The organism is Streptomyces sp. NPDC058284 (assembly GCF_042881135.1).
GTDB lineage: Bacteria > Actinomycetota > Actinomycetes > Streptomycetales > Streptomycetaceae > Streptomyces.
Genome location: NZ_JBHVYE010000037.1, coordinates 44,841 through 71,364 on the forward strand (window position 1 = coordinate 44,841; position 26,524 = coordinate 71,364).

At 71.0% G+C, this 26,524-nt stretch carries 23 protein-coding genes; 19 read left to right on the forward strand and 4 right to left on the reverse strand.

The genetic code is table 11. The features are described from left to right. Positions 1-5 precede the first annotated feature (5 nt). Positions 6-731 (reverse strand): maleylpyruvate isomerase family mycothiol-dependent enzyme, encoded by a 726-nt coding sequence (locus ACFVYR_RS34165; RefSeq protein WP_384258676.1) that lies wholly within the window; start codon positions 729-731, stop codon positions 6-8. A 229-nt stretch (positions 732-960) separates the two neighbouring features. Here ACFVYR_RS34165 and uvrA point away from each other — a divergent pair, with 229 nt between their 5' ends. Together uvrA and ACFVYR_RS34175 are read left to right on the forward strand one after the other, a co-directional pair. Beyond that, the gene (gene uvrA, locus ACFVYR_RS34170; RefSeq protein ID WP_384258678.1) at positions 961-4,056 is read left to right on the forward strand and encodes an excinuclease ABC subunit UvrA; all 3,096 of its coding nucleotides are present in this window, start codon (positions 961-963) and stop codon (positions 4,054-4,056) included. A 192-nt stretch (positions 4,057-4,248) separates the two neighbouring features. After that, positions 4,249-5,013, forward strand: coding sequence for a crotonase/enoyl-CoA hydratase family protein (locus ACFVYR_RS34175; RefSeq protein ID WP_384258681.1), 765 nt, complete (start codon positions 4,249-4,251; stop codon positions 5,011-5,013). 66 nt (positions 5,014-5,079) lie between these two features. On the opposite strand, the gene ACFVYR_RS34180 is transcribed toward ACFVYR_RS34175, so the two are convergent. Beyond that, positions 5,080-5,994, reverse strand: coding sequence for a carbohydrate kinase (locus tag ACFVYR_RS34180; protein ID WP_384258683.1), 915 nt, complete (start codon positions 5,992-5,994; stop codon positions 5,080-5,082). A 181-nt stretch (positions 5,995-6,175) separates the two neighbouring features. Between ACFVYR_RS34180 and ACFVYR_RS34185 the strand changes: the two genes are divergently transcribed. Then, positions 6,176-6,604, forward strand: a complete 429-nt coding sequence (locus ACFVYR_RS34185; protein ID WP_384258685.1) for a Rieske 2Fe-2S domain-containing protein — start codon at positions 6,176-6,178, stop codon at positions 6,602-6,604. A 72-nt stretch (positions 6,605-6,676) separates the two neighbouring features. Here the strand turns inward: ACFVYR_RS34185 and ACFVYR_RS34190 are convergent, their stop codons facing one another. Continuing rightward, positions 6,677-7,588 (reverse strand): hypothetical protein, encoded by a 912-nt coding sequence (locus tag ACFVYR_RS34190; protein ID WP_384258736.1) that lies wholly within the window; start codon positions 7,586-7,588, stop codon positions 6,677-6,679. A gap of 306 nt (positions 7,589-7,894) precedes the next feature. Between ACFVYR_RS34190 and ACFVYR_RS34195 the strand changes: the two genes are divergently transcribed. Both ACFVYR_RS34195 and ACFVYR_RS34200 read left to right on the forward strand, forming a co-directional pair. Beyond that, positions 7,895-8,581 carry a papain-like cysteine protease family protein gene (locus ACFVYR_RS34195; protein ID WP_384258688.1) on the forward strand — a complete coding sequence of 229 codons (687 nt, stop codon included), beginning with the start codon at positions 7,895-7,897 and terminating at the stop codon, positions 8,579-8,581. 5 nt (positions 8,582-8,586) lie between these two features. Beyond that, the gene (locus tag ACFVYR_RS34200) at positions 8,587-9,405 is read left to right on the forward strand and encodes a hypothetical protein (RefSeq protein ID WP_384258690.1); all 819 of its coding nucleotides are present in this window, start codon (positions 8,587-8,589) and stop codon (positions 9,403-9,405) included. A 113-nt stretch (positions 9,406-9,518) separates the two neighbouring features. On the opposite strand, the gene ACFVYR_RS34205 is transcribed toward ACFVYR_RS34200, so the two are convergent. Then, positions 9,519-10,469 carry a L,D-transpeptidase gene (locus ACFVYR_RS34205; protein WP_384258692.1) on the reverse strand — a complete coding sequence of 317 codons (951 nt, stop codon included), beginning with the start codon at positions 10,467-10,469 and terminating at the stop codon, positions 9,519-9,521. Between the two features lie 115 nt (positions 10,470-10,584). Here ACFVYR_RS34205 and ACFVYR_RS34210 point away from each other — a divergent pair, with 115 nt between their 5' ends. From ACFVYR_RS34210 to ACFVYR_RS34275, 14 genes are all read left to right on the forward strand, one after another. Next, the gene (locus ACFVYR_RS34210) at positions 10,585-11,130 is read left to right on the forward strand and encodes a SigE family RNA polymerase sigma factor (RefSeq protein WP_384258694.1); all 546 of its coding nucleotides are present in this window, start codon (positions 10,585-10,587) and stop codon (positions 11,128-11,130) included. After that, on the forward strand, positions 11,120-11,746 hold the full coding sequence (locus ACFVYR_RS34215; RefSeq protein ID WP_384258696.1) for a L,D-transpeptidase: 627 nt from the start codon (positions 11,120-11,122) through the stop codon (positions 11,744-11,746). The genes ACFVYR_RS34210 and ACFVYR_RS34215 overlap by 11 nt, the downstream gene beginning before the upstream one ends. Before the next feature lie 36 nt (positions 11,747-11,782). Beyond that, entirely contained in the window at positions 11,783-13,807 is a 2,025-nt protein-coding gene (uvrC, locus tag ACFVYR_RS34220; protein WP_384258698.1) for an excinuclease ABC subunit UvrC, read from the forward strand. Continuing rightward, a complete protein-coding gene (gene rapZ, locus ACFVYR_RS34225) occupies positions 13,804-14,739 on the forward strand; it encodes an RNase adapter RapZ (protein ID WP_384258701.1) in 936 nt (311 codons plus the stop codon). The genes uvrC and rapZ overlap by 4 nt, the downstream gene beginning before the upstream one ends. Next, on the forward strand, positions 14,736-15,758 hold the full coding sequence (gene yvcK / locus ACFVYR_RS34230) for a uridine diphosphate-N-acetylglucosamine-binding protein YvcK (protein WP_384258703.1): 1,023 nt from the start codon (positions 14,736-14,738) through the stop codon (positions 15,756-15,758). Before rapZ ends, yvcK begins: the two co-directional genes overlap by 4 nt. Next, entirely contained in the window at positions 15,749-16,738 is a 990-nt protein-coding gene (whiA, locus tag ACFVYR_RS34235) for a DNA-binding protein WhiA (protein ID WP_384258708.1), read from the forward strand. The genes yvcK and whiA overlap by 10 nt, the downstream gene beginning before the upstream one ends. Positions 16,739-16,909: 171 nt before the next feature. After that, positions 16,910-19,870: a M14 family zinc carboxypeptidase gene (locus tag ACFVYR_RS34240; protein WP_384258710.1), complete on the forward strand. Its 2,961-nt coding sequence runs from the start codon at positions 16,910-16,912 to the stop codon at positions 19,868-19,870. A gap of 189 nt (positions 19,871-20,059) precedes the next feature. Further along, entirely contained in the window at positions 20,060-21,070 is a 1,011-nt protein-coding gene (gene gap / locus ACFVYR_RS34245) for a type I glyceraldehyde-3-phosphate dehydrogenase (protein WP_384258713.1), read from the forward strand. A gap of 101 nt (positions 21,071-21,171) precedes the next feature. Next, entirely contained in the window at positions 21,172-22,383 is a 1,212-nt protein-coding gene (locus tag ACFVYR_RS34250; RefSeq protein ID WP_384258715.1) for a phosphoglycerate kinase, read from the forward strand. 6 nt (positions 22,384-22,389) lie between these two features. Then, on the forward strand, positions 22,390-23,166 hold the full coding sequence (gene tpiA, locus ACFVYR_RS34255; RefSeq protein WP_384258718.1) for a triose-phosphate isomerase: 777 nt from the start codon (positions 22,390-22,392) through the stop codon (positions 23,164-23,166). A 132-nt stretch (positions 23,167-23,298) separates the two neighbouring features. Then, positions 23,299-23,529, forward strand: coding sequence for a preprotein translocase subunit SecG (gene secG, locus ACFVYR_RS34260; protein WP_055702100.1), 231 nt, complete (start codon positions 23,299-23,301; stop codon positions 23,527-23,529). Positions 23,530-23,688: 159 nt separating this feature from the next. After that, positions 23,689-24,024, forward strand: coding sequence for an RNA polymerase-binding protein RbpA (locus ACFVYR_RS34265; protein WP_384258720.1), 336 nt, complete (start codon positions 23,689-23,691; stop codon positions 24,022-24,024). Between the two features lie 169 nt (positions 24,025-24,193). Continuing rightward, the gene (pgi, locus tag ACFVYR_RS34270) at positions 24,194-25,855 is read left to right on the forward strand and encodes a glucose-6-phosphate isomerase (RefSeq protein ID WP_384258722.1); all 1,662 of its coding nucleotides are present in this window, start codon (positions 24,194-24,196) and stop codon (positions 25,853-25,855) included. Between the two features lie 70 nt (positions 25,856-25,925). Beyond that, positions 25,926-26,414, forward strand: a complete 489-nt coding sequence (locus ACFVYR_RS34275) for a DUF2087 domain-containing protein (RefSeq protein WP_384258724.1) — start codon at positions 25,926-25,928, stop codon at positions 26,412-26,414. The last annotated feature ends 110 nt before the right edge of the window (positions 26,415-26,524 follow it).

Here is a 26,524-nt window from a genome sequence, read left to right on the forward strand (position 1 = left end):
TCAGCCTATAGCGGCGGCAGGGCGGGCAGGGGGCCGCCTTCGGCCGAGAGTGCGGAGCCGTCACGACGGCCGCAGAGCCAGCCGAGGAGGTCGGCCTGCCGGCCGCTCACAGTGACGTCCCATGAGGGTTTCCAGCCGCCCCTGATCTGCTCTTCGGTGACACCTTCCACGGCGCCCGTGGCCAGTACCCGGCCGTCGTCCTGCCTGATCGCCACCGCGGGCAGGCCCGGAGCGTTGCGGAACCGGGCGGTGAGGAAGTTGATCTCCCGCTGCGTGAACTCCTCGGACAGGTCCTCCAGCTCGTACCCGATCCCCAGGTCGACGTGGTGCAGCTCGACCTCGATCCAGCGGCGGAACGGCACGTTCGACGCCGAGTCCGTGACGCCGTTGCGCAGCTCCACGGTGCGGGACCAGTCGGCGGGCTTCGCTCCCACGGCCGCGAAGCGCGCCGCGCTCTCCCTCATGTCGTCCAGCTGCTCGGTCAGCGACCGCGGCGCGTCCCGCTCGATGTCCGCGTCCCGCGCCTGCGCGCTGCTGTACATGGGTCGGCCGGCCAGGACGTTCACCAGCGCGTCCGCGTTTCGGGCGAGGTGGGCGAGGACATGGCCACGGGTCCAGCCGGGCAGCCGTGACGGCTCGGCGATCGAAGTGCCGGGCAGTTCGGCGGCTGCGCTGAGCAGCCGCTCCGTCGCGTCACGTACAGACGCCAGGTCGCGCACATGATCAATCATGGGCCCGACGATAGCTGGGTCACACGTTCGAGTGAAGACATCAGGACAGGCCGCAAATCGAATGTACGTCCTATATGGTCGAGGGTGGCATCGGGCATTCTTGAAGGTCCCGGTTTGTTGTGCATACGGAACCAGGGAAGCAGCCCGGCGTTGTCAGTGGCTCGCCCTAGTCTGTGAACGACGGGGGTTCTGCCCCTCGTCACTTCTCTCTAGAAAGGTGCGGACCGGCGTGGCCGACCGTCTCATCGTCCGTGGCGCGCGCGAGCACAATCTCAAGAACGTCTCGCTCGACCTCCCGCGCGACTCCCTCATCGTCTTCACCGGACTCTCCGGGTCGGGCAAGTCCTCGCTCGCGTTCGACACGATCTTCGCCGAGGGCCAGCGGCGGTACGTGGAGTCCCTCTCCTCGTACGCCCGGCAGTTCCTCGGCCAGATGGACAAGCCCGACGTCGACTTCATCGAGGGCCTCTCGCCCGCGGTCTCCATCGACCAGAAGTCGACCTCGCGCAACCCGCGCTCGACGGTCGGCACCATCACCGAGGTCTACGACTACCTGCGCCTGCTCTTCGCGCGCATCGGCAAGCCGCACTGCCCCGAGTGCGGCCGCCCCATCTCGCGGCAGTCCCCGCAGGCCATCGTCGACAAGGTCCTCGAGCTGCCCGAGGGCAGCCGCTTCCAGGTCCTTTCGCCGCTGGTGCGCGAGCGCAAGGGCGAGTTCGTCGACCTCTTCGCCGACCTCCAGACGAAGGGGTACTCCCGCGCGCGGGTCGACGGCGAGACGATCCAGCTCTCCGAGCCGCCCACGCTCAAGAAGCAGGAGAAGCACACCATCGAGGTCGTCGTCGACCGCCTCACGGTGAAGGACTCCGCCAAGCGTCGTCTGACCGACTCGGTGGAGACCGCCCTCGGCCTCTCCGGAGGCATGGTCGTCCTCGACTTCGTCGACCTCGCCGAGGACGACCCCGAGCGCGAGCGCATGTACTCGGAGCACCTCTACTGCCCGTACGACGACCTGTCCTTCGAGGAGCTCGAGCCCCGCTCCTTCTCCTTCAACTCGCCCTTCGGCGCCTGCCCCGACTGCACCGGCATCGGCACGCGCATGGAGGTCGACCCGGAGCTGATCGTCCCGGACGAGGACAAGTCGCTCGACGAGGGCGCCATCCACCCCTGGTCGCACGGCCACACCAAGGAATACTTCGGCCGGCTCGTGGGAGCCCTCGCCGACGCCCTCGGCTTCGCCACCGACATGCCCTGGGCCGGACTCCCGCAGCGCGCCAAGAAGGCCCTGCTCAACGGCCACAAGACACAGATCGAGGTGCGCTACAGGAACCGGTACGGCCGCGAGCGGGTCTACACCACCGCCTTCGAGGGCGCCGTCCCCTTCGTCAAGCGCCGCCACAGCGAGGCCGAGAGCGACGCCAGCCGCGAGCGCTTCGAGGGCTACATGCGCGAGGTGCCCTGCCCCACCTGTGAGGGCACCCGCCTCAAGCCGATCGTCCTGGCCGTCTCGGTCATGGGGAAGTCGATCGCCGAGGTCTCCGCGATGTCCATCAGCGACTGCGCGGACTTCCTCGCCCAGCTGAAGCTGGGCGCCCGCGACAAGAAGATCGCCGAGCGGGTCCTCAAGGAGGTCAATGAACGGCTGCGGTTCCTGGTCGACGTCGGCCTCGACTACCTCTCGCTGAACCGCGCCGCGGGCACCCTCTCCGGAGGCGAGGCCCAGCGCATCCGCCTGGCCACCCAGATCGGCTCCGGCCTGGTCGGCGTGCTCTACGTCCTGGACGAGCCGTCCATCGGCCTCCACCAGCGCGACAACCACCGCCTGATCGAGACCCTCGTCCGCCTGCGCGACATGGGCAACACCCTCATCGTCGTCGAGCACGACGAGGACACCATCAAGGTCGCCGACTGGGTCGTCGACATCGGTCCCGGCGCGGGCGAGCACGGCGGCAAGGTCGTGCACAGCGGCTCCATGAAGGAACTGCTCGCCAACGACAAGTCGATCACCGGGCAGTACCTGTCGGGCAAGCGGTCCATCCCGATCCCGGACGTGCGCCGCCCCGCCGACCCCGCTCGGCAGCTCACGGTGCACGGCGCCCGCGAGAACAACCTCCAGGACATCGACGTCTCCTTCCCGCTCGGCGTCCTCACCGCCGTCACGGGTGTCTCGGGCTCGGGCAAGTCGACCCTGGTCAACGACATCCTCTACACGCACCTGGCCCGCGAGCTGAACGGCGCCCGTTCCGTCCCCGGCAGGCACACGCGCGTGGACGGCGACGACCTGGTCGACAAGGTCGTGCACGTCGACCAGTCGCCCATCGGCCGCACCCCGCGCTCGAACCCGGCGACGTACACCGGAGTCTTCGACCACGTCCGCAGGCTCTTCGCCGAGACGACGGAGGCGAAGGTCCGGGGCTATCTGCCCGGCCGCTTCTCCTTCAACGTCAAGGGCGGCCGCTGCGAGAACTGCTCCGGCGACGGCACGATCAAGATCGAGATGAACTTCCTGCCGGACGTGTACGTCCCGTGCGAGGTCTGCCACGGCGCGCGCTACAACCGCGAGACGCTGGACGTGCACTACAAGGGCAAGTCCATCGCCGAGGTCCTCGACATGCCGATCGAGGAGGCGCTCGACTTCTTCGAGGCGGTGCCCGCCATCGCCCGGCACCTGAGGACGCTCAACGACGTCGGCCTGGGGTACGTACGCCTCGGCCAGTCCGCGCCGACGCTCTCCGGAGGCGAGGCCCAGCGCGTCAAGCTGGCCTCCGAGCTCCAGAAGCGGTCGACCGGCCGGACCGTGTACGTCCTGGACGAGCCGACCACCGGTCTGCACTTCGAGGACATCAGCAAGCTGATCACGGTCCTCTCCGGACTGGTCGACAAGGGCAACACGGTCATCGTCATCGAGCACAACCTCGACGTCATCAAGACCGCGGACTGGGTCGTCGACATGGGCCCCGAGGGCGGCAACGGCGGCGGTCTGGTCGTCGCCGAGGGCACGCCCGAAGAGGTCGCAGGGGTGCCGGCCAGCCACACCGGCAAGTTCCTGCGGGACATCATCTCGGCGGACCGGATCAGCGACGCGGTGCCCTCGCGGGGACGGCCGGCCAAGAAGGCCGCCGCCCGGAAGGCTCCCGCCAGGAAGTCAGCCGCCAAGAAGACGGTGGCCGCGAGCGCCACGGCCACGAAGCGGACGGCGACGGCCAGGACGGACGCCGCCCCCGCCAAGAAGGCGGCTGCTCCGAAGAAGACGGCCGCCACCAAGAAGACGGCTGCTCCGAAGAAGGCCGCAGCCAAGAAGACGGCGCGGACCCGCAAGGCCTGACCGCCACGGGCCGGGAGCCCCGGAGCCCCGAGCCCCGGAGCCCCGAGCCCCGGAGCGCGCCCGGCGAAAAGCGCCCCGCCCCTCACCGGGGGGCGGGGCGCTTTCGCGTACGCGGGGGAGCCGACGGCGCATGCGGTGACCGCCGTCCCGAACCCCCTTGCCCGCCGCGCCGCCCCGTGGTCGGCTTGCCCCATGCCGGTACGCAGCGAACGCGCAGGCCCCGTCACCACCATCGTGCTGTGCCGCCCCGCCGCGCGGAACGCCGTCGACGGGCCCACCGCCCGCGCCCTCGCCGACGCCTTCCGTGCCTTCGACGCCGACCCGGGCGCCGCCGTCGCCGTCCTGTGGGGCGAGGGCGGCACCTTCTGCGCGGGAGCGGACCTCAAGGCCATCGGCGGTCCCGACGGGAACGAGGTGGCCGAGGACGGCGACGGCCCCATGGGCCCCACCCGGATGCGGCTCTCCAAGCCGGTGATCGCGGCGATCTCCGGCCACGCCGTCGCGGGCGGCCTCGAACTGGCCCTCTGGTGCGACCTGCGCGTCGCCGAGGAGGACGCCGTCCTCGGGGTGTTCTGCCGCCGCTGGGGCGTCCCGCTCATCGACGGCGGGACGGTACGGCTGCCCCGGCTGATCGGCGAGGGCCGCGCCCTTGACCTGATCCTGACCGGCCGTCCCGTCGGCGCCGCGGAGGCGCTCGCCATGGGCCTGGTCAGCCGCACCGTGCCCACCGGCACCTCGCGCGCCGCGGCCGAGCGGCTGGCCGCCGAGATCGCCGCGTTCCCGCAGACCTGCCTGCGGCACGACAGGCTCGCCCTGCTCGAACAGAGCGGGCTGCCCGAACAGGAGGCCATGGCGGTCGAGTTGAGCCACGGCCTGCGCTCCCTGGCCGACGCGGCCAAGGGCGCGGCGCGCTTCGTCGCGGGAGCGGGCCGCCACGGGGCGTACAGGGACCGCTGACCACCGCGCCGAGCGCCCGGGGCCCGTAAGCCCTCCCGGCAGCCCCCCCCCGGCAGCCCCCGCTCCTCAGCCCAGTTCCGCCGCGTAAGGCGGCTCCGCGCCCGCCCGTGAGCAGGTGAGAGCCGCCGCCCGCGCCGCGAACCGCAGCACGTCGGTCCAGCCCTCGCCGCCCAGCCCCGCCAGCGCCCGTGCGGACAGCGCGTCCCGCTCGTGGAGCCCGTGCAGCAGCGCCGCGTTGACGGTGTCGCCCGCGCCGATCGTGTCCACCACGTCGACCGCTTCTCCGGGCACCCGCAGCTCCACGCCGTCCCGCGTGTACAGCGCCAGACCGTCCCCGCCGTGCGTGACCACCACGGCCGCGGGCCCCGCGGACAGCCACTCGTGCGGCGTGCCGCCGAGCCAGTCGGCGTCCTCCCGCGACAGCTTGAGCAGCGAGACCGACGGCAGCCAGCTCTTGAACCGCGCCCGGTAGGCGTCCGCGTCGGGGATCAGGCCCGCCCGGATGTTCGGATCGAGCGCGGTGAACACACCGCGCCCCGCCGCGCTGCGCATCAGCTCCTCGTACGCGCTCGCGCCCGGCTCGAGGACGAGTGAACAGGTGCCGAACGACATCGCGCGTACGCCGTCGGGGAGCCGGGCCGGGGCCTCGAAGAGCCGGTCGGCCGTGCCCTCGACGTAGAAGGAGTACCCGGCCGAGCCGTCCGCGCCGATCGAGGCGACGGCGAGCGTCGTGGGTTCCGGGCCGCGCCGCACGGGCGATACGTCGACACCGGCCGCCCGCAACCCGTCGAGCAGCGCCTCGCCGAAGGCGTCCCGCGAGACGCGCGAGCAGAAGGCGACCGGAGCGCCGAGCCGCCCGAGCGCCACGGCGGTGTTGTACGGGCCGCCGCCGAGGCGCGGCGCGAGCGCGGGCAGTCCCGCGCCGCCGTCCGTCCCCTGCGGAACGAGGTCGATCAGGGCCTCTCCTGCGACGACTATCACGGGCGGTTCCTCTCGGGCGCGGGATTCGGAGCGGGCTCGGCGTCCCCGTCAGGCTAGGCCGTACGCGCGGCCGCGGGCGGAAGCGGGCAGTACTCGGGCGCGCTCGTGCCCGACCCGGTCGCGGCGCTCCGCACCGGTATGGTCTGATCCGTCACCGACGCCCCTGACCTGTGGAGACACCATGTCCGGCACGCCCCACGCCCGCCGCACCGTGCTGCGGGCCGCCGCCCTCGCCCCGGCCGTCGGTCTCGGGCTCACCGCCTGCTCGTCCGGCGGCGACGGCTCGAACCGGTCGGCGCCGACCGAGCCGGTGGAGCTCGGGAAGTCCGACGACGTGAAGGTGGGCGCCTCGAAGCTGTACACGGACCGGAACGTCGTGGTCAGCCGGATCTCCGACGACGAGTACAAGGCGTTCAGCACGATCTGCACCCACGCGCGGTGCCCGATCAGCCATCTGGAGGGGCACAAGCTGATCTGCCAGTGCCACGGCAGTCAGTTCGACGCCACCAACGGCAAGGTGCTGCACGAGCCGGCCGTCGAGCCGCTCGCCGAGCTGCCGGTGAAGGTGGCGAACGGCAGGATCATCGCGGGCCCGGAGAAGAAGGCGTAGGGCCTTCTGACGCAGGTCCTGCCCTCCCTTCTGACACAGGCCCTGCCCTCCCAGCGGCTCGGCCGCCCCGGATCACTCCCAGTCCCACGCGATCCCCAGGATCCCCGCCCGCACCTGCGGCTCGACGAGATGCACCGAGCGGTGGCTGCCGCTCAGGGTCAGCTCCTGCCTGCCGCCGCGCGGGGCCGCGGCCGAGTGCTGTGCGAAGCGGTGGCAGCGTACGGGCAGGGCCGCCTCGTCGTAGCGGATCTGCAGCGCGTACTGGCCGCCCGCGTAGGTGAAGCCGCGCAGGTACTCGCTGGCAGGACCGGCCGTGCCGTCCTCGAAGCCGTAGCCGAACAGATGGGTGTCGCCCGCGCGCAGCCGCGCGTCGAAGAGCAGCTCGGCGACGAGCACGCCGGTGCCCTGGTGCCATCGCACACGGCCCGTACGGCAGTTCTCCAGGGCGCGCACGCGGACCCGGTCGGGGGCGCATCCGGGGTCACCGTGGTGGATGGCCACATAGCGGTCCACGCCGTCCCGGTGGGCGCGCACGACGTGCTGCGACTCGCGGCCGACCAACTGGCGGAGCGCGCCGATCCGCACCCGCTCGTGGTGGCCGATGGTGTGCAGGCCGCCGTCGACCGGTGAGCCCAGCTCCGCCAGGAGCGAGCGCAGCACGTCGGAGGCCTCCACCAGGGAGCGGTAGGAGCGGGCGGCGGGCCTGACACGGTCGGCGCGCTCGGTGGGCTGGACGAGCAGCCGGATCAGCGACTCCTCGGGGAGCCGCAGGATCTCCTCCAGGGCGCGTACGGCGCGCAGGGACTCGGGGCGCTGGGGGCGGCGGGCGCCCTGCTGCCAGTAACTCAGGCTCGTCACGCCGACGTTGACGCCCTGCATGGTCAGGTGGTGGCGTATGCGCTGCAGGGGCAGGCGGCGTGCGGCGATCGCGGTGCGCAGCGCGAGGTGGAAGGGGCCGGTGCGCAGGGCGGCCACCAGCTCCACCGGCTCTTCGTGGTCCGTGGTCCCCGCGGGCTCCGCGTGCTGCTCGTTCCGCTCGTCCGCGAGTCGTGTGCCGTACCGCAAAGCGGACTCCTTCTGTGAACGTTCACTTCTGCCGTTCCGGCGTTCGCGCCGGTGGGGGCGGGCTGCCAGGTGGGCGCGCGGGCGATGTTCACATCCGTACGCCGCCGTTCACGGCCCAAGTAATTCCGCATTGAAGCGTGTTGACCTGCACCCGACAACACTCGATGCTCAATCGCAGCGTCCGGACGCGCTCCTCCACACCCCACCCCGCACGGGAGGAACGCGATGCGCACACCCCACCTCAGGAGCAGCGGCGCCGGCAGACGGAGACTCCTCTCCACTCTCGCCGTCGTCACGGCGGCCCTCTTCGCCGCACCCGTGGCCACGGCCACGGCGGCTCCGTCCACCACCACCCCCGCCACGTCGGCCGCGCCCGAGGCCCGCACGGCGAGCACCGCAGGCATCACCACCGCCGCCGACCCGTCCGTCCTCGCCGCCAAGCGGCTGAACATCACCATGCAGTCGCAGCAGAAGACCAACTGGTGCTGGGCCGCCGGCGGCAACACCATCGCGACCTATCTGGGCCGCAACTACAGCCAGAACCAGTTCTGCAACGCCGCCTTCGGGCGCAGCCAGAACACCGAGTGCCCCAACAACCAGGCCACCCTCGGCAATGTGCAGAGCGGCCTGCGCTGGGCGGGCATCAACCCCGGCTCGTACGTCACCGGGTGGCTGCGCTACCCGACCGTGAAGGCCGAGATCGACGCGGGCCGCCCGGTCGAGACCCGCATCCAGTGGTCCAACGGCGGCGGGCACATGCACGTCCTCTACGGCTACGACGACGCCAGCAGCTGGGTCTACTGGGGCGATCCCTGGCCCTCCAACGACCGCTACAACTGGGCCTCGCACGACTGGTACATCGACAACAACACCTTCTCCTGGACCCACTCGCTCTACCGGATAGGGGCGTGAGAGCGATGACCCGTCACCTTCCCCGCCACCTGGGCAGGGCCGCGCTCGCGGGTACGGCGGCCACCCTGCTCCTCGGCCTCGTGGCCCCGGCCGCCTCCGCCGACTCCGGCCCCGCGGCGCCCTCCGCCGCCTCCCGCGCCGCCGCGCACCGGGCGGCGGAGGCACCGAAGACCCTCGACACGCTCTCCCGCTTCTTCGCGCGGGAGGGCGCGGTCACCAAGGCCGCGGCCGACCCGCGGGTCGAGGGCAAGGCGGTGCCCGTCTACTACCTCTCGGCGGACTTCGTCGCGGGCAAGAAGGGCGCGCCCGTCGCCCGCCTGCAGTTCCTCGCCAGCAAGGCGGTCTCGTCCGACGGCCAGGAGGCCTCCCTCTGGACCGTCGAGCAGGGCGACTCCTGGCGGGTCGTGAACATCGCCACCGGGGACGACGAGACCCACTACGCGCGCGTGGGCGCGCAGAAGGTCCCCGGAGGCACCGTCTTCCACGAGCCGCAGATCAACGCCTGGTATGTCCAGGACGAGGCCCACGCGCGCGTGCTGCCGCTCGACAAGGACGCGGTGCGCGCGGTCGGGGCCGAAGGGACCTCCGTCGCCGCCTACCGCAAGCGCGTACAGAAGGCGTACGGCGACAAGCTGCCGGGCTCGGCGTACGAGAAGTCGGGCAAGGCCGGCGGCTACGAGGACGCGAGCCCCCGGGCGGGGCAGCCGTCCGACCAGGGCCCGGTCACGGTCGCCTCGTCGCTGGCAGGCGCGGGCGCCCTGGTCGCCCTCGGCCTCTCCGGGACGGCGCTCCTGCGGCGCCGCGCCCACCGGCGGGAGGGCTGACCCGGCGGAGGGGCGGCCGGAACGCCGACCGCCCCTCCGCACCCCGCCCGCACCGCCGGCCGCCCCTCCGCACCCCGCCCGCACTGCCGCCCACCGGTCGCGCCGCCCGCCCGTCAGCTCAGTGCGCTGCCCGCCCGCCACTGCTTCCAGCCGACGTTCCAGTCGCCGTAGCCGTTGCCCGCGTCCACGGTCTCCTTGGAGCCGACGACCCGCACGATGTCACCGGGGATCACCTCCGCGTAGAAGCGCCGCGCGCTCCCGTCGGTCGCCAGGCCTATGCAGCCGTGCGTGACGTTGCGCTCGCCCGCGGTGGCGTTCGCGTTCGGGTTCTCGTGCAGGTAGGTGCCCGAAGCCGTCAGGTGCACCGCGAAGTTGTAGTAGTCCTTGTACGCCTTCCCGTAGCCCACCGTCCGCGAGTCCATGAGCACCCGGGACTGCTTGTCGAGGACGACCATCGTGCCGTTCCAGGTGTCCATGCCCGGGGCGCCCGCGGTGACCTTCACCTCGCGGGTCCTGCCGTCCTTCACCACCGTCATGGTGTGGGTGCGCACGTCCACGGTGGCGACGAGCGAACGGCCCACCTGGAACGTCCGGGTGGTCCCGGCGCCCGCCCGGACGGTGACCTTCGTGCCGGGATTCCACGGCTCGCTGGGCCGGTAGTCGACGCGCTGCCCGTCGTGCAGGTTGCGGTCCTTGACCCAGCTCCACGATCCCGTCACGCCGGGATCCGCCTCCACCTTCAGGCGCCGCTCGACGGCCGCCCGTTCCACGGCAGGCACCGGACGGTCGAAGGTCAGCGACACCGGCATGCCGACACCGACGGTCTGTCCGTCCTGGACGTTGATACGCACCCCGTTGAGGGCCGCGGGATCCGGGACGGTCCTCTCCACGGGCTTCTGCCGCGCGGACGACGCACGGTCCGCCGCGGTCGGCCCCGGTCCCGGTACGGACGCCTTCCCGTCGTCCGCCCCGCCCTCTGCCGAGCAGCCCGCGAGTGCGAGCGAACAGAGCGCCGCCGCGCTCCACGCGCGCGTGGCGCGCCTCATCGTCATCCCTGTGGTCATGAGTCCCCCCTGAGCTGTGTTTCGATGTACGGCACCTGTACGCACGGGCGAGGCGGCGGGTTGCACACGAGGTGCGGAATTTTCAGATCGGGTGATCCGGCGGGGGCGCGGGGGCATGACGGAGGACGAGTTCGACGCGTTCTACGCCGCCGCCTTTCCGCGTCTGGTGGGCCAGTTGTACGCGCTGACCGGCGATCACGGCGAGGCGCAGGACGTCGTCCAGGAGGCGTTCGTCCGCGCTTGGGACCGCCGCGGGACCTTCCTCGCGGACGAGGCCCCCGAGGCATGGATCCGCACCGTCGCCATGCGCCTGGCGGTAAGCCGCTGGCGCCGTGCGAGGCGCTGGCTCGACCTCGTGCGCAGAAACCCGCCGACCGACCGCGTCCCCGGCCCGGGGCCCGAGCACACCGCCCTGGTCCAGGCGCTGCGCACCCTCCCGGAGGCGCAGCGCACCGCCGTCGTGCTGCACCATCTGTGCGACCTGAGTGTGGAGCAGGTAGCCTCCGAGACCGGCTCGCCCGTCGGGACCGTCAAGGCCCGCCTGTCGCGCGGCCGTGCGGCGCTCGCCGCACAGCTGTCCGCCGAGCGGCCCGGCGAAGGCGCGGGCCCGCGGGCCGACGGCGACGAGCCGAGCGCGAAGGGGAGTGGCCGTGTCCGATGACCTGACGTCCGCGCTGCACGACCTCGCGGCCGACCACCGCACGCCCCCTCCCGTACCGGGCGCGGAGATCCGCCGCCGCGCCGCCGCGCGCGGCCGCCGGCGCCGTACCGCCGTCGCGGGCGCGGCCCTCGCCACGGCGGCGGTCGCCGTCACCGTCGTGGCCGGGCTCCTCACCGGCTCCGGCGACGACGGCCCGCACCGGACCCCGGCCCCGCCCGCCACCCGGGGCGCCCGCGGGCCCGCCGCCGTGGTCGACCTCTCCCGGCACCGGATGACGCTCGGCGGCCGGGAACTGCCCGTCTCGGCGGGCACCGCGCGACACCCCACGCCGACCGGCCGGATGACGGTCGTCGCCACCTACCCCGAGCTGCGCATGAAGGCCCAGAACGTGGGCCTCGAAAAGTACGACCTGACACTGCCGTGGGTCGTCGAGCTGCGCACCCCGGACGGCGCCACCAACTACGTCGTCGCTCTGACCTACAACGAGAAGGCGCCGGGACAGCTGGACGTCACCAAGGGCTGGATCGGCCTGCGCACCGAAGACGCCCGTACCGTCCACGACCGGCTGGCACCGGGCGACGTGATCACCGTCCGCACCGGCGGAACCGGACACTGACCCGCACTGTCAGCACCCGCCAGTAGGCTGTCCGACATGGCCGACCCTTCCAGCTACCGCCCCAAGCCGGGACAGATCCCCGACGCCCCGGGGGTCTACAAATTCCGCGACGAGCACCGCCGGGTGATCTACGTCGGGAAGGCCAAGAGCCTGCGCCAGCGCCTGGCCAACTACTTCCAGGACCTGGCCGGCCTGCACCCGCGCACCCGCTCCATGGTGACGACGGCCGCCTCCGTGGAGTGGACGGTGGTCTCCAACGAGGTCGAGGCGCTCCAGCTGGAGTACACCTGGATCAAGGAGTTCGACCCCCGGTTCAACGTCAAGTACCGCGACGACAAGAGCTATCCGTACCTCGCGGTCACGATGAACGAGCAGTTCCCGCGCGTGCAGGTGATGCGCGGCGCCAAGAAGAAGGGCGTCCGCTACTTCGGCCCGTACGGCCACGCCTGGGCGATCCGCGACACCGTGGACCTTCTGCTGCGCGCCTTCCCCGTACGCACCTGTTCCGCGGGCGTGTTCAAGAACGCCGCCCGCACCGGCCGCCCCTGCCTCCTCGGCTACATCGGCAAGTGCTCGGCGCCCTGTGTGGAGCGCGTCACCGCCGACGTCCACCGCGAACTCGCCGAGGACTTCTGCGACTTCATGGCCGGCCGCACCGGTACGTACATCCGCCGCCTTGAGCGGCAGATGGCGACAGCCGCCGAGGAGATGGAGTACGAGCGGGCGGCGCGCCTGCGCGACGACATCGAGGCCCTGAAGAAGGCGATGGCCAAGAGCGCCGTCGTCCTCGCCGACGCCACCGACGCCGACCTCATCGCCCTCGCCGAGGACGAGCTCGAGGCCGCCGTCCAGATCTTCCACGTCCGGGGCGGACGCGTGCGCGGACAGCGCGGCTGGGTCACCGACAAGGTCGAGGCGGTCACCAGCGGCGACCTCGTCGAGCACGCCCTCCAGCAGCTGTACGGCGAGGAGAGCGGCGACGCCGTGCCCAAGGAGGTGCTCGTCCCCGCGCTGCCCGACCCCATAGGACCGGTCCAGGAGTGGCTGACCGAGCGCCGCGGCGGATCCGTCTCGCTGCGCATCCCGCAGCGCGGCGACAAGAAGGCCCTCATGGAGACCGTCGCGCGCAACGCGCAGCAGTCCCTCGTCCTGCACAAGACCAAGCGCGCCTCCGACCTCACCACCCGCTCCCGCGCCCTTGAGGAGATCGCCGCCGCCCTGGAGCTGGACAGCGCGCCTCTGCGCGTCGAGTGCTACGACGTCTCGCACCTCCAGGGCGACGACGTGGTGGCCTCGATGGTCGTCTTCGAGGACGGCCTCGCCAGGAAGAGCGAGTACCGTCGCTTCCAGATCAAGGGCTTCGAGGGCCAGGACGACGTCCGCTCCATGCACGAGGTGATCACGCGCCGCTTCAGGCGCTATCTCGCGGAGAAGGAGCGGACGGGGGAGTGGGTGGACGAGGAGACGGGTGAGGTCTCCGAACTCGGCCCGACAGAGGAGGACGGGCGGCCCAAGCGGTTCGCGTACCCGCCGCAGCTCGTCGTCGTGGACGGCGGCCAGCCGCAGGTCGCGGCCGCCAAGCGGGCGTTGGACGAGCTCGGCATCGACGACATCGCGGTCTGCGGCCTGGCCAAGCGCCTGGAGGAGGTCTGGGTCCCCGGCGAGGACGACCCGGTGATCCTGCCGCGCACCAGCGAGGGCCTCTACCTCCTCCAGCGAGTACGTGACGAAGCCCACCGCTTCGCCATCACCTACCAGCGCAACAAGCGGTCCAAGCGCTTCAGGGCGGGCCCGCTGGACGCCGTGCCGGGCCTCGGCGACGCGCGCAAGCAGACGCTGATCAAGCACTTCGGTTCGGTGAAGAAGCTGCGATCCGCGACAATCGACCAGATCTGCGAGGTCCCGGGCGTGGGCCGCAAGACGGCCGAGGCCGTCGCCGTGGCCCTCGCCCAGGCGGCACCCGCCGCGCCCACCGTGAACACGGCGACCGGAGAGATCATGGAAGAGGAGGAGCCCGTGTCCGCGGGCACCTCGGAGGAACGACGGGGGCAGGAGACATGAGCGAGCACGACGAAGGTGAACAGCAAGTGAGTGCGGGCACGCCCATCGAGACGCCGGGCGCCACGGACGCCGCCATCCCCGAGCTGGTGATCATCTCCGGGATGTCGGGCGCGGGACGCAGCACGGCCGCCAAGTGCCTGGAGGACCTCGGCTGGTTCGTGGTCGACAACCTGCCGCCCGCGCTGATCCCCACCATGGTGGAGCTCGGCGCCCGCTCGCAGGGGAACGTCGCCCGGATCGCGGTCGTCGTCGACGTCCGCGGCCGGCGCTTCTTCGACAACCTCCGCGAGTCCCTCGCCGAGCTGGAGTCGAAGAACGTCACCCGGCGCATCGTCTTCCTGGAGTCCTCCGACGAGGCCCTGGTCCGCCGCTTCGAGTCGGTCCGCCGCCCGCACCCCCTCCAGGGCGACGGCCGCATCGTCGACGGCATCGCGGCCGAGCGCGACCTGCTGCGCGAGCTGCGCGGCGACGCCGACCTGGTCATCGACACCTCCAGCCTCAACGTCCACGAGCTGCGCGCCAAGATGGACGCCTCGTTCGCGGGCGAGGAGGAGCCCGAGCTGCGGGCCACCGTCATGTCGTTCGGCTTCAAGTACGGCCTGCCGGTCGACGCCGACCTGGTCGTGGACATGCGCTTCCTGCCGAACCCCCACTGGGTCCCCGAGCTGCGCCAGTACACCGGCCAGAACGAGGAGGTCGCGGCGTACGTGCTCAGCCAGCCCGGCGCCAAGGAGTTCCTCGACCGGTACGCCGAGCTGCTCCAGCTCATCGCCGCGGGCTACCGCCGCGAGGGCAAGCGGTACGTGACGATCGCCGTCGGCTGCACGGGCGGCAAGCACCGCTCCGTCGCCATGTCGGAGAAGCTCGCGGCGCGCCTGGCGGCCGAGGGCGTGGAGACCGTCATCGTCCACCGGGACATGGGGCGCGAGTGAAGCCGACCCGCCGGACCGTCCGCCTGAGCCGACTGGGCCGCAAGCGGGGCACCCAGCCGAAGGTGGTCGCGCTCGGCGGGGGCATGGGCCTCTCCGCCTCGCTGGCCGCGCTGCGCCGCATCACCGGGGCCGGAGACCTCACCGCCGTCGTCACGGTCGCTGACGACGGCGGCTCGAGCGGCCGCCTTCGCGACGAGCTCGGGGTGCTGCCCCCCGGTGACCTGCGCAAGGCGCTCGCCGCGCTCTGCGGCGACGACGACTGGGGCCAGACCTGGTCCCGCGTCATCCAGCACCGCTTCCAGTCCAAGGGCGACCTGCACGAGCACGCGGTCGGCAATCTGCTGATCGTCGCCCTGTGGGAGCAGCTCGGCGACCACGTCCAGGCCCTGGACCTGGTCGGCAGGCTGCTCGGCGCGCAAGGCCGGGTCCTTCCCATGTCGGCCGTGCCGCTGGAGCTCCAGGCCCTGGTCAGGGGCCACGACCCGGAGCGCCCCGACGACGTGGACACGGTCCGCGGCCAGGCCACGGTGGCCCTCACCCCCGGCGAGGTGCAGTCCGTGCACGTCGTGCCGCACGATCCGCCGGCCGTCCCCGAGGCGGTCGCCGCCGTGCTCGACGCGGACTGGGTGGTGCTCGGCCCGGGCTCCTGGTTCTCCTCGGTGATCCCGCATCTGCTCGTCCCCGAACTGCTCGACGCGCTGACCGGGACGAAGGCCCGCAAGATCCTCTCGCTCAACCTCGCGCCGCAACCGGGAGAAACCGAAGGCTTCTCTCCGCAGCGTCATTTGGAGGTTTTGGCCCGACACGCCCCTAAACTCGCCCTGGACGTGGTGCTGGCCGACGAGGCCGCCGTGCCCGACCGTGAGTCACTCACCGATGCCGCCAAGCGGTTCGGCGCCACGGTCGAGCTGGCCCCTGTGGCCCGGCCCGACGGGACTCCGCGGCACGACCCGGAGCTCCTGGCAGCCGCGTACGACCGTATTTTTCGGATGCATGGAAGGATCGGCCCATGGCGATGACGGCAGCGGTGAAGGACGAGATCTCCCGGCTCCCCGTCACCCGGACCTGCTGCAGAAAAGCAGAGGTCTCGGCGATCCTGCGGTTCGCGGGCGGCCTTCACCTGGTGAGCGGCCGCATCGTGATCGAGGCGGAGCTGGACACCGCGATGGCGGCGCGCCGCCTCAAGCGGGACATCCTGGAGATCTTCGGGCACAGCTCGGAGCTGATCGTGATGGCCCCCGGCGGCCTGCGGCGCGGTTCGCGTTACGTCGTACGGGTGGTCGCGGGCGGCGATCAGCTGGCCCGCCAGACGGGCCTCGTGGACGGCCGCGGCCGCCCCATCCGCGGCCTGCCGCCGCAGGTGGTCTCGGGGGCCACCTGCGACGCGGAGGCGGCCTGGCGCGGGGCGTTCCTCGCGCACGGCTCGCTCACCGAGCCCGGCCGCTCCTCCTCCCTCGAGGTGACCTGCCCGGGTCCGGAGGCCGCGCTCGCACTGGTCGGCGCCGCCCGTCGGCTGCAGATCGCCAGCAAGGCGCGCGAGGTGCGCGGCGTGGACCGGGTCGTCGTGCGCGACGGTGACGCGATCGGCGCCCTGCTCACCCGGCTCGGCGCGCACGAGTCGGTGCTCGCCTGGGAGGAGCGGCGGATGCGCCGCGAGGTGCGCGCGACCGCCAACCGCCTGGCCAACTTCGACGACGCGAACCTGCGCCGCTCGGCCCGTGCGGCGGTCGCCGCGGGCGCCCGGGTGCAGCGCGCCCTGGAGATCCTCGCCGACGAGGTGCCGGAGCACCTCGCCGCCGCGGGACGCCTGCGCATGGAGCACAAGCAGGCCTCCCTGGAGGAGCTGGGCGCGCTCGCCGACCCGCCGCTGACGAAGGACGCCGTCGCGGGCCGCATCCGCCGCCTCCTCGCCATGGCCGACAAGCGGGCGCAGGACCTCGGCATCCCGGGTACGGAGTCCAATCTGACCGAGGAGCTCGCGGACAACATGGCGGTCTGACGCCGGGTCTCGCAGGCCTCATACACCCCGCAAGCCGCTGGTGTCCCACCGGGCACCGGCGGCTTTCGCATGTCCACGGCGCCCGCCTTCACCCGTTGTATTGACATGATCATGCACGGTCACGAGCCTGGCATCCCGCACATTCGTGCCGGACAACCGCAAGGGGGGCTCATGAGGCGAAGAGCGAGCGCGAGATCGGTTCTCGCGGCCGGCGTCCTACTCATCGGCGGTCTCGCCGCCGCACCGCACGCCCAGGCGAGCGGGCCGGGCGGCGCGCCGACGGCCGACGACCCGTCGGCCGTCCAGGTCTACCGTGCAGAGATCACCAAGAAGCAGATACCCATCCTGGTCGAAGCGGGCCAGGACGCCCAGGAACTCGCCGGGCAGACGCCCGAGCACGGCACCGGGCGCGTCGAGCTGTACCTGACCAAGGGCCAGGCCAAGGCGATCGAGCGCCAGGGCGTCGAACTCAGCGAGCACAAGCTCTCGGCGGCTGCGCGGCAGCGGACCGAGGCCGCGGGGGACGGCGTCTACCGGCCGTACGGCGGGCGGGGCGGTCTCAAGGAGGAGATCGTCAGGACCGGGCAGGAGCACCCCGGCCTCACCAAGGTCGTCTCCATCGGCAAGACCCTGAAGGGCCAGGACATCCTCGCCCTGAAGGTCTCCAAGGACGCAGGGAAGTCCAGGGACGGCGCCAAACCGTCCACGCTCTACATGTCCAACCAGCACGCGCGCGAGTGGATCACCCCCGAGATGACCCGCCGCCTGATGCACCACTACCTGGACAACTACGGCAAGGACAAGCGCGTCACCAGGCTCGTGAACTCCACCGAGCTGTGGTTCGTGCTCTCCGCCAACCCCGACGGCTACGACTTCACCCACGCCGCCGACGGCGACCGCCAGTGGCGCAAGAACCTCCGCGACGTCGACGGCGACGGAAAGATCGCGCCCGGCGACGGCGTCGACCTCAACCGCAACTTCGCCTACAAGTGGGGTTACGACAACGAGGGCTCGTCCCCCGCCTCCTCCTCCGAGACCTACCGCGGCACGGGCCCGATGTCCGAGCCCGAGACCACCGCCATCGACCGCTTCGAGAAGCGCATCGGCTTCACGTACGGCGTCAACTACCACTCGGCGGCCGAACTGCTCCTCTACGGAGTGGGCTGGCAGGTCGCCACGCCGACCCCCGACGACGTGCTCTACAGGGCGCTGAACGGCACCCCGGAGAAGCCCGCCGTCCCCGGCTACCACCCGCAGGTGTCCTCCGAGCTCTACACCACCAACGGCGAAGCCGACGGCCACGCGGGCAACGTCAACGGCATCTCGATGTTCACCCCGGAGATGTCCACCTGCCAGACCGCGTCGAACATCGACCCGAACGACGCCTGGAAGCCCGAGGACTGCGCCTCCATCTTCACCTTCCCCGACGACGAGAAGCTGATCCAGCAGGAGTTCGCGAAGAACGTCCCCTTCGCGCTCGCCGTCGCCGAGACCGCGCTCCACCCCGACCAGCCCGTCTCCGTCACCGGCATCAAGGCCCCTGACTTCACGCCCGACGCCTTCACCACCTCCTACGCGCGCGGAGGCGACCAGGAGGTCGCCGTCACCGCCCGCAAGTCGGTCCGCGGCAAGGAGCTCGACTACCGGATCGACGGCGGACGTACGCACCACGAGAAGCTCAAGCCCTGGAAGGGCGGCGAGACCTACGGCGGCAAGGACAACCTCCTCTTCGACCAGTACCGCGCGAAGATCGAGGGCGCCCGCGTGGGCGACAAGGTCGAGGTGTGGTTCTCCGGCCGTACGAAGAAGGGCCGCACGCAGAGCGAACACTTCACGTACACCGTCGCCGAACGCCCGAAGGCGAACACGCTCGTCGTCGCCGAGGAGGGCGCGACGGCCACCCAGACACAGAAGTACGTCGACGCCATCAAGGCCAACGGCCGCTCCGCCGCCGTCTGGGACGTCGCGAAACAGGGCGTGCCGCACCCGCTCGGCGTCCTCTCGCACTTCTCCGCGGTCGTCCACTACACCGGCGACCCCGCCCCCGGCGCGCCCACCCAACTCGCCCTGCGCGACTACCTCAACGAGGGCGGCAAGCTCATCGAGTCCGGCGAGCGGACCGGCGGCAACGTCGACCTGGGCGAGGCGCTCACGGACGACTTCGCGCAGTACTACCTCGGCGCCTACCAGCGCCTGTCCGCGCCCGGCGCCACCGGTTTCGAGGGCGCAGGCGCTCTCGCGGGGGTGAAGACCCCGCTCGCCGCCGCCGGCACCAACCCGCTCGACAAGGCGGGCCGCTTCACCGTCACATCCGACAACCTGCCCGCCGAGCAGTTCCCGCGGTTCACCAGCGCGGCGGCGGGCTCCTACCCCGGCCTCGCCAACCCGTACGCGCCCTTCGAGGGCCGGGGCATGGCCTCGGCCACCCACGCCGACCAGGACTACAAGCGGCTCACCCACACCATCGACCTGACCGGGGTCACCGCCGCCGACGCGCCGGAACTGCGCATCGCCCTCAACTGGAACCTGGAGGCCGGATACGACCACGGCCTCCTGGAGGCGCACACCACCGGCGCCGACGACTGGACCACGCTGCCCGACAAGAACGGCAACTCGTCCGCCGCCGTCCCCGCCGAGTGCGCGGCCGGCTTCTTCGTCAACGGCCACCCGTTCCTGCGCCACTACCTGACGGTCGGCGCCAACAGCTGCACGGCGTCCGGCACCACCGGAGCATGGAACAGCTTCACCGGCTCCTCCGGCGGCTGGAAGCCCGTCGCCTTCGACCTGAGCGCCTACGCGGGCAAGAAGGTCGAGGTCTCGCTCAGCTCCGTCACCGACCCCTCCACCGGAGGCCGCGGCCTCTTCGCGGACAACGCCCAGCTGGTCGTCGGCGGCAGCGTCGTCCAGAGCGAGGGCTTCGAGACGTCGCTCGGCTCCTGGGCCGTCGCGCCGGCCCCGCCGGGCAGCCCCAATATCACAGGTGACTGGGCGCGTACCGGGGAGCTCTACCGGTCCCACGCGGCCGTCACAGCGCGTGACAGCGTGCTGCTCGGCTTCGGCTTCGAGCACGTACCCGGAAACGCCGAAAGGGCCGCTCTTATGGGCGCCTCCCTGGCACATCTGCGCAGCTGACGCTCCGTAATCGGGACCAAGGACCCAGTGGCCCGTACCCCTACTGAGGGGTACGGGCTTCTGTGTCGCCCGGAGCCCCTCTCGATGTCACCTCAGAGGCTTCGGAGAGGTAGGGTCGGAGGCGGTCGGGGACATCCCATACAACTCGCCGGCGTCTAAAACCGGCGTACCAACGAGGAGATCGGTTTCGTGACGATCCGCGTAGGCATCAACGGCTTTGGCCGCATCGGTCGCAACTATTTCCGCGCGCTCCTTGAGCAGGGCGCGGACATCGAGATCGTGGCTGTCAACGACCTGGGTGACACCGCGACCACCGCACACCTTCTGAAGTACGACACCATCCTGGGCCGCCTCAAGGCCGACGTGTCGCACACCGAGGACACCATCACCGTCGACGGCCGCACCATCAAGGTGCTGTCCGAGCGCAACCCCGCCGACATCCCGTGGGGCGAGCTCGGCGTCGACATCGTGATCGAGTCCACGGGCATCTTCACGAAGAAGGCCGACGCCGAGAAGCACATCACCGGCGGCGCCAAGAAGGTCCTCATCTCGGCTCCGGCCAAGGACGAGGACATCACCATCGTGATGGGCGTCAACCAGGACAAGTACGACGCGGCCAACCACCACGTCATCTCCAACGCCTCCTGCACCACCAACTGTGTGGCGCCGATGGCGAAGGTTCTCGACGAGAACTTCGGCATCGTCAAGGGCCTGATGACCACGGTCCACGCGTACACCAACGACCAGCGCATCCTGGACTTCCCGCACAAGGACCTGCGCCGCGCCCGCGCCGCCGCCGAGAACATCATCCCGACCACGACGGGTGCCGCCAAGGCCACCGCCCTGGTCCTGCCCCAGCTCAAGGGCAAGCTCGACGGCATCGCGATGCGCGTCCCCGTCCCGACCGGCTCGGCCACCGACCTGGTCGTCGAGGTCTCCCGCGAGGTCACCAAGGACGAGGTCAACGCCGCCTTCAAGAAGGCCGCCGACGACGGCGACCTGAAGGGCTACCTCTTCTACACCGAGGACCCGATCGTGTCCTCGGACATCGTGAGCGACCCGGCCTCCTGCACCTTCGACTCGTCCATGACGATGGTCCAGGACGGCAAGTCGGTGAAGATCCTCGGCTGGTACGACAACGAGTGGGGCTACTCCAACCGTCTCGTCGACCTCACCGTCTTCGTCGGCGGTCAGCTCTAACCACCAGAGCAGGCACCTAGATGTGAGCACAGGGTCCGGACCGCGCAACGCCGCGCGCTCCGGGCCCTGTTGTGCGTCAGCCCACCCAAGGAGTCCAGTCCATGAAGACGATCGACGAACTTCTCGCCGAAGGAGTCGACGGCAAGCGGGTCTTCGTCCGCGCCGACCTCAACGTGCCGCTCGCCGAGGGCACCATCACCGACGACGGCCGCATCCGCGCCGTCCTGCCGACCGTCAAGGCCCTCGCCGACGCGGGCGCCAAGGTGGTCGTGGCCTCGCACCTGGGCCGCCCGAAGGGCGCCCCGGACCCGGCCTTCTCCCTGCGGCCCGCCGCCGAGCGGCTCGGTGAACTCCTCGGCGCGCCCGTCGCGTTCGCGCAGGACACCGTCGGCCCGGCCGCGCGCGACGCGGTGGACGCCCTGCGGCCCGGCCAGGTCGCCGTCGTCGAGAACCTCCGCTTCAACGCGGGCGAGACCGCCAAGGACGACGCCGAGCGCGCCGAGTTCGCCGATCAGCTGGCCGCCCTTGCCGATGTCTACGTGGGCGACGGCTTCGGCGCCGTGCACCGCAAGCACGCCTCCGTCTTCGACCTCCCGGCGAAGCTGCCGCACTACGCCGGCTACCTCATCGCCACCGAGGTCGGCGTCCTGAAGAAGCTCACCGACGACGTCAAGCGCCCCTACGCCGTGGTCCTAGGCGGCGCCAAGGTCTCCGACAAGCTCGGCGTGATCGACCACCTCCTGGAGAAGGCCGACCGCATCCTCGTCGGCGGCGGCATGGCCTACACCTTCCTCAAGGCCCAGGGCCACGAGGTCGGCATCTCCCTCCTCCAGGAGGACCAGATCCCGGCGGTCCAGGAGTACCTGCGGCGCGCCGAGGCGAAGGGCGTCGAGTTCGTGCTGCCCGTGGACGTCCTGGTCTCGCCCGACTTCCCGGACCTGAAGACCAAGGCCCCGGCCAACCCCACCTCCGTCGCCGCGGACGCCATCCCGGCCGACCAGGAGGGTCTCGACATCGGGCCCGAGACCCGTAAGCTCTACGCCTCGAAGCTCGCCGACGCGGCCACCGTCTTCTGGAACGGCCCGATGGGCGTCTTCGAGCACCCCGACTACGCCGAGGGCACCAAGGCGGTCGCCCAGGCGCTCCTCGACTCCCCGGCCTTCACGGTCGTCGGCGGTGGCGACTCCGCCGCGGCCGTCCGCCAGCTGGGCTTCGACGAGAACGCATTCGGCCACATCTCGACCGGCGGCGGCGCCTCCCTCGAATACCTCGAGGGCAAGACGCTCCCCGGTCTCGCGGCACTGGAGAACTGAGACCTGATGACTACGCGCACCCCGCTGATGGCGGGCAACTGGAAGATGAACCTCAACCACCTCGAGGCCATCGCCCACGTCCAGAAGCTCGCCTTCGCCCTGGCCGACAAGGACTACGACGCCTGCGAGGTCGCCGTCCTGCCGCCCTTCACCGACCTGCGCTCCGTGCAGACCCTCGTCGACGGCGACAAGCTCAAGATCAAGTACGGCGCCCAGGACATCTCGGCGCAGGACTCCGGTGCCTACACCGGCGAGATCTCGGGCCCGATGCTGGCCAAGCTGAAGTGCACCTACGTCGCCGTGGGCCACTCCGAGCGCCGCCAGTACCACAACGAGACCGACGAGATCTGCAACGCCAAGGTGAAGGCCGCCTACAAGCACGGCCTGACCCCGATCCTCTGCATCGGCGAGGGCCTGGACATCCGCAAGGCGGGCCAGCAGGTCCAGTACACGCTGACCCAGCTCGACGGCGGCCTCAAGGACATCCCGGCCGAGCAGGCCGAGACCATCGTCATCGCGTACGAGCCGGTCTGGGCGATCGGCACCGGCGAGGTCGCGACCCCCGAGGACGCGCAGGAGGTCTGCGGCGCGATCCGCCGCCGCCTCGCCGAGCTGTACTCGACGGAGCTCGCCGAGAAGGTCCGCATCCAGTACGGCGGCTCCGTCAAGGCGAAGAACGTCGCCGACATCATGGCGCAGCCCGACGTCGACGGCGCCCTGGTGGGCGGCGCGGCGCTGGACCCGGACGAGTTCGTCAAGATCGTCCGGTTCCGCGACCAGTGAGTATGCGGTAGCGGCGATACGTCGTACCCTTGCGGGGGTCGGAGGCGATGGAAGCTGGCTGGAAAGCTCGCTCGTGATCGCCCCGGCCCCCGCCGTCGATTCAGATCCGAGGAAGTTGGTCCAGCCGTGGTTATGGGGTTCTCGATCGCCCTCATCGTCTTCAGCCTGCTGATGATGCTGCTGGTGCTGATGCACAAGGGCAAGGGCGGCGGTCTCTCCGACATGTTCGGCGGTGGCATGCAGTCGTCCGTCGGCGGTTCCTCCGTCGCGGAGCGCAACCTCGACCGCATCACGGTCGTGGTCGGTCTGCTGTGGTTCGCGTGCATTGTCGCGCTGGGTCTGCTGATGAAGGCGAACAACTAGCGTCAGCCACTGGTCGCTTGTCCGGTGCACGCCCGCGTGCGCGGCTTATCATGGGGCTTGCGTCCGGGGGTGGGGTGTAACTCCCAACACTGGACGCGCGTTGGGCCTTACGTAAACTGAGGCGCCCGCAGCAGCACCATCACGCAGGGAGTTACGACCGTGGCAAGTGGCAACGCGATCCGAGGAAGTCGGGTCGGGGCGGGGCCGATGGGCGAGGCCGAGCGCGGTGAGTCCGCGCCGCGACTGCGCATCTCCTTCTGGTGCTCCAACGGGCACGAGACGCAGCCGAGCTTCGCCAGCGACGCGCAGGTCCCCGATACGTGGGACTGTCCCCGCTGCGGCTTTCCGGCAGGTCAGGACCGGGACAACCCGCCGGACCCGCCGCGCACCGAACCGTACAAGACGCACCTGGCGTACGTACGGGAGCGGCGCAGCGACGAGGACGGCGAGGCGATCCTCGCGGAAGCGCTCGCCAAACTGCGGGGCGAGATCTAGGACTTGGGAACCGGCCGGGCACCGAGAGGTGTCCGGCCGGTTTTCTGCATCACGGCACGCGCGCGGACAGGCAGTTTCAGACATCTCATACCGCTCATCGATCGTTTAGGTTGGTGAGTGCAGCGGGGCAATACACGTACGCGGGTACGAGAGAAGGCTGAAGTCCGAGATGAATGCAGAAAGCCGCGCCAGGCTCAATCAGACGCCCGAGTGGACGGCACTCACCAAGCACCGCGAACAGCTCGGGGAGGTGCGGCTGCGCGATCTGTTCGCCGCCGATCCGGCACGCGGCACGTCATACACCCTCCAGGTCGGCGACCTGCACATCGACTACTCCAAGCACCTCGTCACCGAGGAGACGCTGCGGCTGCTGCGCGAGCTCGCCGCCGCGACGGACGTCTTCGGGCTGCGGGACGCCATGTTCCGCGGCGAGAAGATCAACACGACGGAGGACCGCGCGGTCCTGCACACGGCGCTGCGCGCCCCGCGGGACGCCGTCGTCGAGGTCGACGGCGAGCACGCCGGGAACGTGGTGCCCGCGGTGCACGCCGTCCTCGACAAGATGAGCGCCTTCTCCGAGAAGGTCCGCTCCGGGCAGTGGACCGGGCACACCGGCAAGCGCATCAAGAACGTCGTCAACATCGGCATCGGCGGCTCCGACCTCGGCCCGGCGATGGCGTACGAGGTGCTGCGCTCCTTCACCGACCGCGAACTCACCGTCCGCTTCGTGTCGAACGTGGACGGCGCGGACCTGCACGAGGCCGTGCGGGACCTGGACGCCGCCGAGACGCTGTTCATCGTCGCCTCGAAGACCTTCACCACCATCGAGACGATCACGAACGCCACCTCGGCGCGCGACTGGCTGCTCACCGAGCTGAAGGCCGGTCAGGACGCCGTCGCCAAGCACTTCGTGGCGCTGTCGACCAACGCCGGGAAGGTGGCGGAGTTCGGCATCGACACGGACAACATGTTCGAGTTCTGGGACTGGGTCGGCGGCCGCTACTCCTACGACTCGGCGATCGGCCTCTCCCTGATGATCGCCATCGGCCCCGACCGCTTCCGCGAGATGCTCGACGGCTTCCACCTCGTCGACGAGCACTTCCGCACCGCGCCCGCCGAGTCCAACGTGCCGCTCCTGATGGGCCTGCTGGGCATCTGGTACGGCAACTTCCACGACGCGCAGTCGCACGCCGTCCTGCCGTACTCGCACTACCTCTCCAAGTTCACCGCGTACCTCCAGCAGCTGGACATGGAGTCCAACGGCAAGTACGTCGACAGGAACGGCGAGGAGGTCGACTGGCAGACGGGCCCGGTCGTCTGGGGCACGCCAGGCACCAACGGCCAGCACGCCTACTACCAGCTCATCCACCAGGGCACCAAGCTGATCCCGGCGGACTTCATCGGCTTCGCCCGGCCGGTCGCCGACCTGCTGCCCGGCCTGGTGCCCCAGCACGACCTGCTGATGGCCAACTTCTTCGCGCAGACGCAGGCGCTGGCGTTCGGCAAGACGCCCGACGAGGTGCGCGCCGAGGGCGTGCCCGAGGAGCTCGTGCCGCACAAGACGTTCAAGGGCAACCACCCGACGACGACGATCCTCGCCAAGGAGCTGACCCCCTCCGTCCTCGGGCAGCTCGTCGCGCTCTACGAGCACAAGGTCTTCGTCCAGGGCGCCGTCTGGAACATCGACTCCTTCGACCAGTGGGGCGTCGAGCTCGGCAAGGTCCTCGCCAAGCGCGTCGAGCCCGCCCTGACCGAGGGCGCCGAGGTGCCGGACCTGGACGGGTCGACCACGGCCCTGGTCGCCAAGTACCGGGACCTGCGCGGACGTTAATCGGATGCGGGCGCCCCGCCCGGCGGGTGACACTGCTTCGGCTCCGTCACCCGCCGGGAGGGACCCCGTCATGGACCAGCTGCTCGCCGTGCTCGCCGACCCCGAGAGACTCAGGCTGTACGCGCGCATAGTCCTCGACGACCTGCCGCCGCGCGAGGCCGACTCCGCGGTCGCCCGCAGGCATCTGGGCCGCCTCCTCGCCGCCGGGCTCGTGGAACGGCTGCCCGACGGGTCGCTGCGGGCCGACCCTGCCGTCTTCCGCAGGGCCCCGGGCCCGGTGGACGCCCACCCCACCGTGCCGCGCCGCCTCACCGGCTTCTTCGCGCACGGCCGCCTCACCGCGATCCCCGTACGCCCCGTCGTACGCCACGAGCTCCTCGTCCATCTCACGGACAGCCTCTTCACCGAAGGCCGCGTCTACAGCGAGCGCGAGGTCAACGACGCGTTCGGCACCGTGCACGACGACACGGCGGCGCTGCGCAGGTACTGCGTCTCCGACGGCCTGCTGGTGCGCGAACAGGACGGCAGCAGCTACCGACGCGTCCTCGTCGACGTCTGAGGGCCCCGAACCAGCCCTTGAGTTCTAGTGGTCGTTGCAACACCCCAGCTCAGGGGACGCGATGGCCATCGATTACAGCAAGCGACGCAAGCCCGCAGGGCATGCTCCGC

Coding starts and splice junctions, on each gene's coding strand:
- uvrC (WP_384258698.1), top strand. CDS start 11,783: ATGGCCGACCCTTCCAGCTACCGCCCCAAGCCGGGACAGATCCCCGAC.
- ACFVYR_RS34250 (WP_384258715.1), top strand. CDS start 21,172: ATGAAGACGATCGACGAACTTCTCGCCGAAGGAGTCGACGGCAAGCGG.
- pgi (WP_384258722.1), top strand. CDS start 24,194: ATGAATGCAGAAAGCCGCGCCAGGCTCAATCAGACGCCCGAGTGGACG.
- ACFVYR_RS34165 (WP_384258676.1), bottom strand. CDS start 731: ATGATTGATCATGTGCGCGACCTGGCGTCTGTACGTGACGCGACGGAG.
- tpiA (WP_384258718.1), top strand. CDS start 22,390: ATGACTACGCGCACCCCGCTGATGGCGGGCAACTGGAAGATGAACCTC.
- ACFVYR_RS34175 (WP_384258681.1), top strand. CDS start 4,249: ATGCCGGTACGCAGCGAACGCGCAGGCCCCGTCACCACCATCGTGCTG.
- ACFVYR_RS34205 (WP_384258692.1), bottom strand. CDS start 10,469: ATGACCACAGGGATGACGATGAGGCGCGCCACGCGCGCGTGGAGCGCG.
- ACFVYR_RS34210 (WP_384258694.1), top strand. CDS start 10,585: ATGACGGAGGACGAGTTCGACGCGTTCTACGCCGCCGCCTTTCCGCGT.
- ACFVYR_RS34200 (WP_384258690.1), top strand. CDS start 8,587: ATGACCCGTCACCTTCCCCGCCACCTGGGCAGGGCCGCGCTCGCGGGT.
- secG (WP_055702100.1), top strand. CDS start 23,299: ATGGGGTTCTCGATCGCCCTCATCGTCTTCAGCCTGCTGATGATGCTG.
- ACFVYR_RS34195 (WP_384258688.1), top strand. CDS start 7,895: ATGCGCACACCCCACCTCAGGAGCAGCGGCGCCGGCAGACGGAGACTC.
- whiA (WP_384258708.1), top strand. CDS start 15,749: ATGGCGATGACGGCAGCGGTGAAGGACGAGATCTCCCGGCTCCCCGTC.
- ACFVYR_RS34240 (WP_384258710.1), top strand. CDS start 16,910: ATGAGGCGAAGAGCGAGCGCGAGATCGGTTCTCGCGGCCGGCGTCCTA.
- ACFVYR_RS34275 (WP_384258724.1), top strand. CDS start 25,926: ATGGACCAGCTGCTCGCCGTGCTCGCCGACCCCGAGAGACTCAGGCTG.
- ACFVYR_RS34185 (WP_384258685.1), top strand. CDS start 6,176: ATGTCCGGCACGCCCCACGCCCGCCGCACCGTGCTGCGGGCCGCCGCC.
- rapZ (WP_384258701.1), top strand. CDS start 13,804: ATGAGCGAGCACGACGAAGGTGAACAGCAAGTGAGTGCGGGCACGCCC.